This window comes from Paenibacillus sp. 2TAB19 (genome assembly GCF_052115185.1).
In the GTDB taxonomy this organism is placed as follows: Bacteria; Bacillota; Bacilli; order Paenibacillales; family Paenibacillaceae; genus Pristimantibacillus.
This window is the reverse complement of record NZ_JBFRGE010000018.1, coordinates 1-14,707: the sequence shown is the minus strand read 5'-3', so window position 1 is coordinate 14,707 and position 14,707 is coordinate 1. Positions and strand designations below refer to the sequence as shown.

Annotated in this window: 9 protein-coding genes; 6 read left to right on the top strand and 3 right to left on the bottom strand. The window is 51.5% G+C overall.

Annotated features, from left to right (window positions below):
- Positions 1–38 precede the first annotated feature (38 nt).
- Positions 39–1,958: an eCIS core domain-containing protein gene (locus tag AB4Z33_RS10515; protein ID WP_442049884.1), complete on the bottom strand. Its 1,920-nt coding sequence runs from the start codon at positions 1,956–1,958 to the stop codon at positions 39–41.
- A 392-nt stretch (positions 1,959–2,350) separates the two neighbouring features.
- On the bottom strand, positions 2,351–3,253 hold the full coding sequence (locus tag AB4Z33_RS10510; protein WP_442049883.1) for a helix-turn-helix domain-containing protein: 903 nt from the start codon (positions 3,251–3,253) through the stop codon (positions 2,351–2,353).
- Positions 3,254–3,414: 161 nt separating this feature from the next.
- Here AB4Z33_RS10510 and AB4Z33_RS10505 point away from each other — a divergent pair, with 161 nt between their 5' ends.
- Both AB4Z33_RS10505 and AB4Z33_RS10500 read left to right on the top strand, forming a co-directional pair.
- Positions 3,415–4,491, top strand: coding sequence for a Gfo/Idh/MocA family protein (locus tag AB4Z33_RS10505; protein ID WP_442049882.1), 1,077 nt, complete (start codon positions 3,415–3,417; stop codon positions 4,489–4,491).
- Positions 4,492–4,521: 30 nt separating this feature from the next.
- Positions 4,522–5,358, top strand: a complete 837-nt coding sequence (locus AB4Z33_RS10500) for a sugar phosphate isomerase/epimerase family protein (RefSeq protein ID WP_442049881.1) — start codon at positions 4,522–4,524, stop codon at positions 5,356–5,358.
- A gap of 172 nt (positions 5,359–5,530) precedes the next feature.
- Here the strand turns inward: AB4Z33_RS10500 and pdxR are convergent, their stop codons facing one another.
- Complete coding sequence (gene pdxR / locus AB4Z33_RS10495) at positions 5,531–6,976, bottom strand: MocR-like pyridoxine biosynthesis transcription factor PdxR (protein ID WP_442049880.1); 1,446 nt, start codon at positions 6,974–6,976, stop codon at positions 5,531–5,533.
- A 143-nt stretch (positions 6,977–7,119) separates the two neighbouring features.
- On the opposite strand from pdxR, the gene purM reads away from it, so the two are divergent.
- The 4 genes from purM to AB4Z33_RS10475 all read left to right on the top strand — a co-directional run.
- The gene (gene purM, locus AB4Z33_RS10490) at positions 7,120–8,178 is read left to right on the top strand and encodes a phosphoribosylformylglycinamidine cyclo-ligase (RefSeq protein WP_442049879.1); all 1,059 of its coding nucleotides are present in this window, start codon (positions 7,120–7,122) and stop codon (positions 8,176–8,178) included.
- 242 nt (positions 8,179–8,420) lie between these two features.
- Positions 8,421–10,802 (top strand): glycoside hydrolase family 95 protein, encoded by a 2,382-nt coding sequence (locus tag AB4Z33_RS10485; RefSeq protein WP_442049878.1) that lies wholly within the window; start codon positions 8,421–8,423, stop codon positions 10,800–10,802.
- A 42-nt stretch (positions 10,803–10,844) separates the two neighbouring features.
- Positions 10,845–13,688, top strand: coding sequence for a glycoside hydrolase family 3 C-terminal domain-containing protein (locus AB4Z33_RS10480; protein ID WP_442049877.1), 2,844 nt, complete (start codon positions 10,845–10,847; stop codon positions 13,686–13,688).
- A gap of 259 nt (positions 13,689–13,947) precedes the next feature.
- Positions 13,948–14,707: cache domain-containing protein (locus AB4Z33_RS10475; protein ID WP_442049876.1), on the top strand; the 760-nt coding region annotated here is incomplete at its 3' end.

Here is a 14,707-nt window from a genome sequence, read left to right as displayed (position 1 = left end):
AAAAGAAAACAAGCAGGACTGCCGCGCAGTCCTGCTTGTTATGTCTTGGAGAGCTTCCAATTGAAGGTGTTCAAATAGTTTGTTTTCTCTTCCAGCTGGTCGTCCGATGTCTGCTTGTTCCAGTCGCCGGCGTCGAGCAGCTTGCCATCGCTTTTCAGCTTCTTCAGATGCGCCTTCAGCAAGCTTAGCCGCGTAAGCAATGCCTTCACCTCGGCGGCAGACAGTAGATCAGCGACAATGAAGATGAGATCGTCGTCTTGAAGCGCGATGATGCGCTCCGCCAAGTCTTTGTCGACGAAACGACTCAGGCCCGGATATTCCTGTGAGCCCTTATGCACCTCAGTCCGCTCACCGAACGACATATCATTATCGATGCCGGTAATGCCAAGAACGTTGCCGCTATCGTCTGTCTGGACGAAAAAGTTGCCCGTATGGCGATCGACCTGCATACACAGCGCATCCATAAGCTGTAAGCGAGAGAGACTCCGCTGCAGCACCGGGTCGGCGAAGTCGATAGTCGTCGTCTCGAACTTGCCCGCTTGCTGCCCTTTGGCTTTCTCCATGAAAGACCCGGATTTGACTGTGCCGCCGCTCTCGTGTAGCGCGAATTCAGCGTGTGCGATGACCCCTGCTCCCAGCCATTTGTCTAGCCTTGAGGCCGCTACGTTACGCGCTGCCATATGAGCATCATTCGTATTGATCTTGGCCATCGTGCCCGCTACCCAATGCTCTGTATCCGCAGCGCGCTTCTCGTCTTCGGAAGCGCCCTGCAGCTCGCTTCCTTCCACGATCCTCTGCTTGTCGCCCTTAAATACGCCTTCGCGATCACCGAGATTGACGAAGTCAACGGAGTTGAGCGCTCCGCTGCCGCTCTCGCCGGTTTTGTTAATATCTTTAATTGTCGTCGGGTCCATGCCGCGCAGGCTGGTCATGACAATGAACCATTTTGGCGGGAGATCGGGAGGGGAGTCGACAAAGTTCTGCGCCTTCAAAAGCATAAGCGCTCGTTCTCGCTTCAATCGCTCAACGAATTGAGCCATCGCATCCTGCTTGCCGCCCTCCTCCTTGGTTTCTATATATTGAAGCGCGGATTGCTCGATGCTGCCGTACAGCGACTTGAGTACGACCATCTGTTTCTTGATCGCGTCGGCTGTTCGTCCAACATCCGTCCCGTCCACATAGTTATTGAACTTGTCGAGGAGGGAGAGGAATGACTTCACCCGCGTACTGTTCTTAATGAAAAGAAAGTTCGACTTAGGATTTAATTCCTTCTCCATTTGCCTGCGGGTAGGCAGCCGCTGAATAGGCGCCTTTGCATGCGAGCCTCCTCCTGAAGAAGCGGAGGCTGCGGCAGTCGGATCGGCAGAGCGCTGGACCGGGCTGCTGGCCGCGGCAGTGCGCCTGCCCATACTCTCTGCTTCGCGTTCGAGCTTCGGGTCGTCGTTGACGGGCATGCCGCCGATCTCCGTCGTCGGCTTCACTTTGCCAGCGCGCTGCTGTACGACATGGGTCATTTCGTGGCCGATCAGCTCTTGTCCTTGCGAGGATTCGGGATTATATTGACCCGGCGCGAAGTGGATATCGTTTCCTTGTGTATATGCAAGCGCGCCGACCTTCGAAGCTTCGGATGAATTCGCGTGAATGTTCACGCTGGATGCGTCGACATTGAATGCGGCTTGTATTTTGTCATACATAGGCAACGGAAGCTTGCCGCCCCCTAAACCGCCAGAGGCTGCACCGCCTTCGGCTGGGCCTCCGTCAGCTTTCCGCTGAGCGGCTTGTCCGCGCTGCAATTGCAATGCAGCCTGATTGCCGCCTGCTTGCTGTAATTGCAGCTGCTGCTGCTGTGAGGAGGACATGGAAGCTTGACTCGCCGCGCTCCCGGCTGATGCCGTCGTATCGCTGGATTTGGAAGCAGTATGCTTGCTCGCCGCCTTCTGTTGATGCTCGAATGACATATGCGTACCTCTCTTCGAATCAGTATTCAGCTTAAGCGATTCATGACGAATGATGTCGGTCTATTGATTACGTCTATTGTAATACAATTACTGGTAAGTGAGAACATGCAAATAGCCCCGGTTGCGGAAATAAAGAAATAGCACGGACAATCTCCGCATTTGTCACGGTCTGCATAGTATGGCATAGGAAAGAGGCATAGCCTATTATGACGCAGAAGGGAAGCGGAGCTGTGAGTAGGCGACAGTTGATGATTATTTCTTTTATCGTTTACGGCTGTCTCGTTGTGGCAGGGGTTGTAAGCGCCGTTATTCATTATACCAATTGAACGGGAAAAGCCGAGCCAGCTTAACAAGCGGGCCCGGCTTTCGTTCGATAATGATCATTACGAGATCTAATGAGCATCGGTTATTACAGTAGCTGCCGTGCTTGCGCTGAACCTTTTCAATTTGCGATAATCCTTCGGCACGACGCCTTTTTTCTCATGGAAAATACGCGAGAACGTCTTGTACGAGCCATAGCCGACCTCGAACGCGATCTCCGACACGCTCATCTCCGTCGATACAAGCAGGCTGCAAGCATGGCGAAGCCGCAAATCGTGCAGGAAGTGTACGAATGTCTGGCCTGTCGTCTCCTTAATAACCTCGCTAATGCGGGATATGCTCATTGAGAACTTGGCAGATAGGTCGGTTAGCGACAGATCCTCTTGGTAATGCAGATGGATATAGTGAATGATCGGCCATACCGAGTAACTCTTCTTACTGGCGGGCTGGGCATCCATATGCTGCGGAGCTGCAATACGCCGCTCGCGATCGAAGTGGATCAATATTTCCTTAAGCTTTAATTGAAGCAACGTTAATCTCCAAGGCTTTGCGCTCTTATATTCGGCGTACATTTCTTCTACGAGGGCGCGCATCTTCTCGCTTGCTTGCCCTTCTAGCTGGACGAAGGACGGAAGCGCGGATTGTTCGATGAAATCATTGAGCGATTCATCACGCCCTGGTCCCATCAGCAAGTCCATGCTGAAATTGCAATTATAAAGGACAAGCGTGCTGTCCTGCTCCGTGAATATTTCATGCACTTGATAAGGAAGCACGAAGGTGAACGTGCCGGGCTTCATAACATGAGTGACATCATTGATGGCTTCTGCGCCTGCGCCGTCGATCACATAGGAGAATTCCAAGAAATCATGCCGATGAGGGCGGAAGCCGCTATCCAAGCGATTCAAATTAATATGAAGCGGTGAAGAGGTGTCCATATTTGGAAACGATTTCAAGTAATCGGGAAAATAGGTCATCTTCTATAGCTACCTCCGAAAAACTGAGACTTTTATCGAAGAAAGAGCGCGCTTTCTTTATCTTTTTATTTTACCATAAAGTACGTAGGGTGAATGGATTTAAGTTAGCTGAAATGCAGCACAAATAACAATGACTGAAACTTTCGGGAGGACTAATTATTATGGCAAGCAACAATAAAATTAGAATTGGCATCATTGGCGCAGGCAATATCGGTCGTGTGCATGCGACGGAATTTACTAAACTAGCAGACCAGTGTGAGATTACAGCGATCACAGATGCTTACTTGCCGCTCGCGCAAGAGCGTGCGAAGGAATTCGGCATAGCGAACGTAGCTGCTTCCCCGGAGGAGCTTATCGCCCGCTCGGACGTGGACGCGGTTATTGTAGGCGTTCCGAATCAATTCCACGCTCCGCTTGCGCTTCAAGCGCTGGAAGCAGGCAAACATGTTCTGCTTGAGAAGCCGATGGGGATCAATAGCGACGCTGCCCGTCAAATCTTGAAAGCAAGCCAGGCGTCTGACAAAGTCGTAATGGTCGGACACCAGATGCGCTGGGAATCGGTTCCGATGCAGATTAAGGAGCAGGTTGAGCGCGGCGAGTTAGGCAAGATTTATACGGCCAAAACAGGCTGGTTCCGCCGCAAAGGCATTCCGGGCTGGGGCACTTGGTTCACGAAAATGGACGAAGCCGGCGGCGGCCCGTTGATCGATATCGGCGTACACATGCTCGACCTTGCATTGTATCTAATGGGCAATCCAAAACCGGTATCGGTATACGGCGCAACGTATGCGGAGTTTGGTCCTAAGCGCAAGGGCATCGGCACATGGGGCAAGCCGAACTGGGACGGCAGCTACGACGTGGAAGACTTGGCAACGGCGCTTATCAAAATGGAAGACGGCAGCACGCTGTCGCTCGAAGTAAGCTGGGCGGTTCATATGGATACCGACAATACGCCGTTCATTCACTTGATGGGCTCCGAGGGCGGCGCAAGCTACCGCGGTGGGAAGGGCAAGCTGCTGACCGAGAAATTCGATCGTCCGATCGAAACCGAGCTGTCCAAAGCGGACAATGACGAAGGCGAGAGACAACGTCTAAGCCGTCACTTCCTCGAATGCATTCGCGAGGGCAAACAGCCGATCACTTCGGCGCTTACCGGCTTTACGAACAACCTGATTCTAGATGCGATTTACGAATCGTCCCGGACGGGCAACGAAGTGAAGCTGAACTGGGATATTTAATAACTTATTAATGAGGGGAGAAGTGACAACATGTTAAGAGGATTGTCAGGCGCAGGTCTAGGCAAGCTGGACAGCGACGAGCAGCTCATTGAGCTTGCGGCGAAATACGGCTTCCAAGCCGTCGATATCGACGCTCGCGGCCTTATTGAGCGCCATGGTTTGGAACAAGCACGCGAATTGCTCGCATCGAACGGTGTCGTGATCGGCTCGATCGGACTACCGGTGGAATGGCGCGGGACGGAAGATGCATTTCGCGAGGGCTTGAAGGGTCTGGCTGCCACGGCTGCGGCGGCGGCATCGCTTGGCTGCACGAGCTGCTGTACGTATATTTTGCCGTCAACGGATTTGCCTGCTGCGCACTTCATGGCGCTGGCAACACGCCGCTTGCGAACTTGCGCGCAAGTGCTTGGCGCTTACGGCATCCGTCTCGGCCTGGAGTTCGTAGGCCCGCATCACTTGCGTACGCGCTGGGCGAATCCGTTCATCTGGACGCTGCAAGAAACGCTTGATTGGATCGATACAATTGGTGAGAGCAACGTCGGCTTGCTGTTCGACGCTTACCACTGGTACACGAATGAGCTTGGCACCGCAGATATTGAGGCACTTCGTCCGGAGCAGATCGTTCATGTTCATATCAACGACGCGCCAAACGTACCGGTCGCGGAAGCGCTTGATAATGGCAGGGTATACCCGGGCGAAGGCGTTATCGACTTGGCCGGATTCCTTAGCTCGCTTCACAAAATCGGTTACAAAGGCGCGATCGTGCAGGAAATATTGAGCGCAGAAGCGCCGCAAGGCACGACGGAAAGCCTCGTCGAGCGCTCCAAAGCCGGCTTTGACAAAGTGTACGCAGCAGCTGGTTTATAATATTTAGTTAGTCCGTCGCTGCACATTATGCAACGGCAATCAATGAAGAGCCGTTTAAAAGCCTTATCTGTTGCAAAGAGTGCAACGAAGCGAGTTTATGACAAGCATTAAGCGACCCAAATGAAAACGGGATGGAGCAGAATAAACCCTGCTCTATCCCGTTTTCGTTTATTCAACTTTCAAGCCAAACTTCGGCGAGCTTCGCCACGCCAAGCGTAATCTGCTCGGCAGTTAATCCGCCGTACCCGAGCACAAATTGTGAAGCTGCGGTTGTTTCTGAGGCAGCAGTGAAAACATTTCGTCCGGCAACATGATAGTAAGACACCGGGTGAACCCTGATTCCTTGGCTTTCTGCTAGCTGGACAAGCTGTTCGGTGCTGTAGGTGCTATGGAAAGCAAGAATAAGATGAAGGCCGGAAGCCGAACCAAGCACATTCGCATGATTGCCGAAGGAGGCATGTATGGCGCGAATGAGCTGATCCCTTTTTTCACGATACAATATCCTCATTCTGCGTACATGTCTGCCAAGATGGCCTTGTTCCATGAACAGCTCCATCGTTTTCTGAGTCAGCCTCGACGCGGTTTGATCGTAATGGACATATTCGCGTTCGAAGTCTTCCATCAGCGTTTGCGGCAAGATGAGGTAGCTAAGCCGAATGGCGGGCGCAAGCGCCTTGGAGAACGTCCCCAAGTAGATAACACGCCCATTATTGTCCATGCCCTGTAAGGCGGGCAGCGGGCTTCCTTCGTACAAAAATTCATTGTCGTAATCGTCTTCGATAATATACCCGTCCGTGTGGATTGCCCAATTCAGCAGTTGAATTCTTTTCGCGGCTGGCAGCACCATTCCGTATGGGAACTGATGTGAAGGCGTTACGTAGATGCTTTTTAATGGAATGGAATCCGAAGATGTTGCCTCGCTGCAGGAAAGGCCGTCTCTATCCAGCGGTAAGTGAACGGGGTTCAGCAGCTGCTTGAACATATGATAGATTCCGGGATGCATAGCGGCTTCCACGCCAATCGCACCTTCCTTGTTACGGAGCAGCGAGCTCAATATATACACGGATTGCTGTGTGCCTGAAGTGATGATGACTTGCCGAGGCTCGCAGACTACACCTCTGTTCTGACGCAAATATTCACTGATGAGGGAGCGAAGCTTGGGCTCTCCTTTGTTGTCTCCATAGTTGAACAAGTTAAGATCGGTTGAGCGTAAAATGTTCAGCGTCATCTTTTTCCATAAAGGAAGCGGGAAATGCTCCGTACTCATCTTGTCATGGCTGAAATCGATGTCAACGGCTGGCGTTGCAAGCCGAACAGGAGGAGTAATCGGAAGCGAGCGTGTAAACTTGCCGTTTTCGGCAGTAGTAAGCTGCTCAATGACGGCTGAGTAATAGCCGCTTTTTGCTTTGTTGACAATATAACCTTCAGCGACGAGGTGAGCATATGCGGTTTCTACGGGATTGCGGCTAATTCCCAAATGCTGTGCAAGCGCTCGTATCGAAGGGAGTCTCGAGTTCGGCGACAAAGAGCCTGTTAGAATGTTTTCTTTATAAAAACGGTAAATCCTAACATAGATCGGTTCCGAAGACGTATCGCTCCACTGCGGCGGTATGAGCATGGTCGGTTAGATTCCTTTCGTCCGGCATTGATCGAGATTGTAATCTGTCATCCATTTTATTATTTTTCTGTACATTTGGAAATGACAATTAATCTTTATAATGAGTTTCATGGACAGTATGAATACAGACTGGAGTGGACGTTATGAAGAAAAAGTTTACGTACAAGGACGCAGGTGTCAACATTGATCAAGCAGATGTCGCAAAAACGGAGATGGCTGATATCATGTCGCTTTCGCAAGAGGATCGCCGAGTAATAAATAAACCAGGTGCATTCGCATCGTTATTCGAAGCTGACTTTAAGGGAATTCAACATCCCATCCTCGTATTAAAGGCGGAAGAGCCGGGGTCGAAGCAGCAATTGGCGTTCAAGTATGGCAAAGTAGCGGGCATATGCTTCGATCTGATCAATCATCTAGTGAATGACATTGTTGTGATGGGGGCAAAACCGGAGGCGGTTCTGGATACGATATTATGCGGGAAGATCGAGAAGGACACTGTTGTCGAGCTGGTCAAACATTTAGCGCAAGCATGCCGTGAGCAGGATTGTACCTTAATCGGGGGAGAAACCTCGGAGCAGCCGGGCGTATTGCCCGAAGGTCAATATATGCTGAACGCTTCCGTGCTAGGCGTTGTCGATCGCGACAAAGTGATTGACGGCAGCCGCATTCAAATCGGAGATTCGGTGCTCGCGATCACCTCGAACGGCGTGCATACGAACGGCTATTCACTTATCCGCAAGCTGATCGACGATAAGCCGGATGTTCTTGACCTGACCATCGAAGGCTCAAGTTTCCTGGATGTGATTATGGAGCCGCACAAATGCTATTACCAGCCCCTCAAAGGATTGATATCTAGAAGCGTGAACGATGTAGAAATTCATGGTATGGCGCATATTACCGGCGGAGGCATCGCGGGAAATCTGAACAGAATACTCCCTGGGGGGACCAGCGCGCGAATCGACCTGAGCCGAATCGAGGTATTGCCCGTATTCAGAACGATTCAAGCGGAAGGTCAAGTGCCTATGGAGGATATGCTGCGGACGTTCAATATGGGCGTAGGTCTCACTTTGGTCGCTGATTCGGCATCGATACCTCATATAAAGGCTCATATAAAGTCATTTGATTGCCATTCCTATGAGATAGGGGAAATCGTGAGCGGCTCGGAGCAGGTACAATTTATTAATCAAATAAAATTAGGATAAGTAGAAGAGCAGGGAGAGCATGAGCACTCCTTGCTCTTTCTTTGCCGCTTCGAAAAGTTTATTATCAAACAAAAATCGGACTGTAAATGTCATCCTGCAATGCTATGATGTGGACAGGGTCAACGCTAATTTTTATATGATTTTTCATGAGATCTTACGGGTGTTGCAGCAGATACATTGTAGCTATGATGAATAATAACCTTCTTTCACAGTTGATGAAAGCGGTAACAGGAGCGAAGCACATGGACAAACAAACAAATAACGAGCAACCGTGGTCGTTATGGTATAAGCAACCGGCCTCATGTTGGGAAGAGGCGCTTCCGGTCGGCAACGGCCGAATCGGCGGCATGGTGTTCGGAGATATCAATCAAGAGCGCATTCAATTGAACGAAGATACGTTATGGTCGGGGTTTCCCCGCGATACGAACAACTACGAGGCGCTTCGCTATTTGAAGCGTGTGCGAGAGCTACTAGCAGACCATAAATATGTGGAAGCGGAGCAGCTCGTCCAGTCGAAGATGCAAGGGCGCAATACGGAATCATACCAGCCGCTGGGCGATCTGTGGCTGAAGCAAACGTTTGACGGCGGCGGTGAGCAAGAGGCCGCCGAATATATAAGGTCGCTTGATCTCGACCAAGCGATTCAGTCAGTTCGCTTCCGCATTGGCGATACGTTCTATCGCCGCGAGCTGTTCGTCAGCGCCGTCGATCAGGTGCTGTGCGTCAAGTATGAGGCGGAGGGTGAGGGCGGCTTAACGATCGAGGCATCGCTCACATCCCCGCAGCCGAATGAGCTAGGCAGCGAGAAGGACCGCTCGCTGACGCTTGACGGTCGTTGTCCGACGCATGTAGCGGACAACTACTGGGGCGATCATCCAAGAGCGGTGCAATACGAAAGCGACCGAGGCGTTATTTTTCAAGCGCGTCTTGCCGTCCTGCAGGGTGAGAGCGCGATATCGACTGATCAGCACAATCAACATTGCATGAAGGTGACGCATGCGAGTTCAATCACGCTGATCTTCTCAGCTTCAACGAGCTTCAAGCGGTTCGACAAGCAGCCGGAGGGCTCAGTGGACGAGCTGAGCGAAGAGAATGATCGCATCTTGGCGGCAGCAGCTGCACTCGGTTACGAGAAGTTTCGCGAGCGGCATATCGCGGAGCATCAGAAGATGTTCCGCCGCGTACAGCTTCATCTAGGTGAAACGGAGAATGGTGAACTGCCGACGGACGAACGTCTTGCCGCTTATAAGCGAAGCGAGAGGGATCCAGGGCTGGAGGCACTTTATTTCCAATATGGCCGCTACTTGCTGATGGCAAGCTCAAGACCGGGAACACAGCCTGCGAACTTGCAGGGGATATGGAATCATCGCATTCAACCGCCGTGGAACAGCGATTACACGACGAACATTAATACACAAATGAACTATTGGCCAGCCGAGCTAGCGAATTTAAGCGAATGCCATGAGCCGTTGCTGACGATGATCGAGGAGCTAAGCGAAAGCGGCTCGCGGACAGCGGCCATTCATTATGGCGCAGAGGGCTGGGTTGCGCACCACAACGTCGATCTATGGCGTGCTTCTACTCCGACCGAGGGTCATCCGAGCTGGGCGTTCTGGCCGTTGGGCGGCGTATGGCTGACGCAGCATTTGTGGGAGCATTATTTGTATAATCCAGAGCTGGCGTTTCTGCGTGACAAAGCGTACCCGATCATGCGCGGAGCGGCATTGTTCTGCCTCGATTGGCTGATTGAGACGGAAGACGGATACGTGATGACCTCGCCATCGACCTCGCCGGAGAACAAGTTCCTGACGGCCGAGGGCGAAGCATGCAGCGTAGCGGTTTCCTCCGCTATGGACATTACGCTGATCCGCGAGCTGTTCGAGCATATGCTTCAAGCGGCCAAGCTGCTTCGTACAGATGAGCAATTGAGTGTAAGAATTGAATCGGCTCTAGGCATGCTGCCGCCGCTTCAGATTGGTGCTAGCGGCATGTTGCAAGAATGGCATCATGCTCTCGAAGAGCAAGAGCCTGGTCATCGTCATGTTTCACATCTTTACGGGATTTATCCAGGGACGGCTATTAACCGCGAGCATACACCGGAGCTGTTAGAAGCAGGCAAACTGTCGCTGGCGAGCCGTATTTCGAATGGCGGCGGGCATACGGGCTGGAGCTGTGCTTGGCTTATTAATTTGTACGCACGCCTGGGCGAGCCGGAGCAAGCCTATCGGTTCATTCATACGCTGCTAGCCCGGTCAACGCATCCGAATCTGTTCGACGATCACCCGCCGTTCCAAATCGATGGCAACTTCGGCGGAACAGCGGGGATAGCTGAGCTGCTGCTCCAAAGTCACTTGGACAACATCGAGCTATTGCCTGCCTTGCCAGAGGCTTGGCCGACTGGTTATATTCGAGGATTGAAGGCAAGAGGCGGCTTCGAGATCGACCTTAACTGGGCAGACGGCAAGCTGATTGATGCGCTTGTTCGCTCAACGCATGGTCAGAATTGCGTGTTGTCTTATGGAGATATGGCTCTTGTCGTTCGCTCAGCGGGCGGAGCAGTACTGGATACGAGCAAGCCTTTCCCTACTGTGGCAGGAGAGTCGTATACCGTTACATTGAAATAAAGAAACATCTAGTCACACGAAATAGACGAGGAGAGTGTCTTAATGACGAATCAAACACGTTACCCCTATGAGAATTCGGCTTTGCCCGCGCATGAGCGCGCGGTAGATCTTGTATCCCGCTTTACGCTGGAAGAGAAGGTCGAGTCCATGGTGCAATATCAGCCGGCGATTGAACGGCTTGGCGTGAAAGCGTACAAGCACGGCACGGAGGCCGCTCATGGCATGGCATGGTTAGGCGAAGCGACGACGTTCCCGCAGCCAATCGGACTCGGCTGCACATGGAATCCGGATATTATGAAGGAGATTGGTTCTGCTATAGGGGACGAAGCGCGCGTCTTTTATCAGCGCAATCCGGCAATTAACGGCCTTACGCTGTGGGCGCCGACTGTCGATATGGAGCGTGATCCGCGTTGGGGACGCACAGAGGAAGCATACGGTGAAGACCCGAAGCTGACGGGCGAGCTTACCGCTGGTCTTGTACAGGGCATTCAAGGCGATCATCCGAAATACTTCAAGGCCGTTGCGACGCTGAAGCATTTTATCGGCAACAATAATGAAATCAATCGCGGAAGCTGCTCGGCGAGCATCGACCCGCGCAATATGAAGGAATATTATCAAGCCGCATTCAAGCCTGCATTCGTTAAGGGCGGCGCTCATTCGATGATGACCTCCTACAATTCCGTCAACGGTACGCCGACGATTCTTCATGACGATGTAAACAAGGTCGTGAAGGAAGAGTGGGGCATGAACGGCTTTATCGTGAGCGACGCCGGCGATTTGCTGGGTATCGTGAACGATCACCACTATTATGACAACTACAAGGAAGCGGTCGCACACTCGATCAAAGCCGGCATCGACAGTATTACCGACGACAAGGACAAGTCGTGTGCAGCTATCCGCGAGGCGCTTGCAGATGGGTTGTTAGCGGAGAGTGATCTCGATAAGGCTCTCGTCAATACGTTTCGCGTTCGTTTCATGCTTGGCGAGTTCGATACAGAGGAAGAAGTACCGTATGCGAATACGCCAGAGTCGAAGCTATGCGCGCCAGAGCATGCCGAGCTGTCGCTGCGAGCGGCACGCGAGTCGATCGTATTGCTTAAGAACGAGAACAACGCGCTTCCGCTGAGCAAGGATAAACTTAGCAGTGTAGCCGTTATTGGACCGCTTGCGGATGTTGTGTACCGTGACTGGTATTCCGGCTCGCTCCCTTACAAAGTTACTCCGCTGCAAGGGATTGCAAGCAAGCTGGAAGGGAAGAGCGTCTCCTACAACAGCGGCAATGACCGTATCGTATTGCAATCGGCAGCAAGCGGTGAAGAGCTGCGAATTGCGGCGGACAACGAGAATCGTCTGCAAGGCGCAGGCAAGGGCAGCGCTGGTGATATCTTTGAACTGACCGATTGGGGCTGGGGCAGCTATACGCTGCAGAGCACCGAGAATGGCAAGCTGCTTACGAGCGCCGATGATACGAACATTGCAGCTAACGCGGACGAAGCGTTTGGCTGGTTCGTGAAGGAAGTATTCAAGCTGGATTCGCAAGAGCAAGAAAACGGGAAGTTCGCTCTCCGTACTTGGAATGGCAAAGCCGTCGTTGCTTCGGAAGACGGAAAGGGCTCGCTCGTTGTATCTGAAAAGGACAGTGAAGGCGTGACCGGTCAAGCCGGATTGTTCACTAAAAAAATCGTAAGCGACGGCATTGCGGAAGCTGTCGCAGCTGCCAAAACATCAGAAACGGCTATCGTCTTCGTCGGCAACAATCCGTTGATTAACGGTAAAGAAGAGATTGATCGACCGGGCCTTGAGCTTGCCGCATCGCAGAACGAGCTGATTAGCGCTGTGCATGCCGTGAACCCGAATACGATCGTTGTCGTTATCGGCAGTTATCCATTCGCGCTGAACGAAGTAAACAGCAGCATTCCGGCAGTCGTATACTTGTCCCATGCGGGGCAAGAGCTCGGCAACGCGGTTGCTGATGTGCTGTTCGGCGACTACTCGCCGGCAGGACGTCTGAACATGACTTGGTATAAGTCGGAGGAGCAGTTGACTGACTTAATGGACTACGACATTCGCAAAGGGAAGCGGACATACTTGTACTTTGACGGCGAGCCGCTCTACCCATTCGGTCATGGACTTAGCTACGCTCAATTCTCGTACAGCGGCTTAGAGGTTGCCGATCGCACGAAAGGGCTGGACGGCGAAGTTCAAGTACAGCTTACCGTAATGAATGAATCTTCAGTCCAAGCGGATGAAGTCGTTCAGCTGTATGTTCGCGTCCAAGGCTCGAGAGTGGAACGTCCGCTTAAGAAGCTTGTTGGTTTCACTCGAATTGCGCTGCAGCCGGGCGAATCGAAGCATGTCCAGCTAGCCGTACCGGCTGAAGAGCTAGCGGTTTGGGATGTCACGCGCGACGTATTCTGCCTGGAAACAGCTGAATATACGTTTGTAGCAGGCGGCTCGTCTTCCGACGTTAAGGCAACCACAACCGTTACCATTGCTGGCGAGAGCATTCCAGCCCGCAACGTGTCGCTAGCGACACGCGCGGACAACTATGACGAGTATGCAGGCGTGTACTTGGATGAGAGCAAGGAAGGCGGCTCTTGCGTTCGTCTATCCGGCGATGCAGGTTGGATCGCTTTCAATGACATCGATTGGAGCAATGGTGCAGCGGTAATCGAGGCAAGAGCATCAGGCGGTCAAGCAGGCGGTTCCATTACCGTTCGATCTGGCAGAGAGAACGGCGCCGTTGCGGCTATCCTCGAGGTACCAGCTGGTGAAGAGCAAGCTTGGATTACGGTTTCAGCGGAGCTTAGCGGAGTTGATGCATCGAACGACTTGTATCTGGAGCTAAGCGGCAGCTTAAAGCTGAGCAACTTTCGTATTTACTAAAACAGGAAATTAACCTAATCCTATTGTCAAAGAGATCCTATGGAGTGAACAGCGATACGGCTGCCAGCTCCGGCAGGTCTCTTTTTTTGCGTACATCTCTAATTTACATCTGATAAAATAACTAATAATGAAGGTATGCTCTGAGCAAACATTGTTATATTATATAGGATGCTTCATTTAATAAGCGATGTAACTTCTTGAAATGTGCAATTAAGTAAACGCTTTCCTTGCCGAGGAGGCAGTCCGAACGATGTTCAGCATGAAATCTTTAACAAAGAAAATGAATAATGTCCGCATCAAAAATAAACTCATCTTTTCCTTCGTCCTCGTTGTATTTGTGCCGGTGCTAATCGTTGGCGTGTGTCTTACCGTTGCGTTCAGGCAGAATGTGCTTGATCAGGCGACCCAGCAAATAACGAATAATGTGGAGCGTATTAAGAAGCAGACAACGGATGTTATTGGAATGCCGATTGAAATTTCTGATAAGCTGCTCGTTGACAGCCGTTTGACGAATGTCGTTAATACGCATTACGATTCTACCTTCGAGGTCGTGAAGGCGTTCTGGGATTACCGCGACTTCCGCGATTACATTAAGCTGTACAGCGAGGTTTACAATATTCGTTTCTATACGACCAATATGACGATACTAGACAATTGGGAGTTCTTGAAGGTAGATGACACGATTAAGGCGATGCCGTGGTACAATGCTGCGCTTGCGCAAGAAAACATCATTTGGGCGTATATTAAGGATGAGACAAAAAACAACAATAAATATTTAAGCCTTATTCGTAAAATATCATTCCCGACGTACCGCACGAGCGGCGTGCTCGTCATCGATGTCAATCAACAGGAATTAAATGGAATGATCAGTCAAGAACCGTTCGATACGATGATATTCGATGACAACGGATATATTATTGCTGCCAAAAACACCGATTGGGTCGGACTGAAAATATCCGATCTCGACTTCGCCAGCGAATTAACGGACAAGCCGGAGGGAACGTACGAGTTCAAGTTCG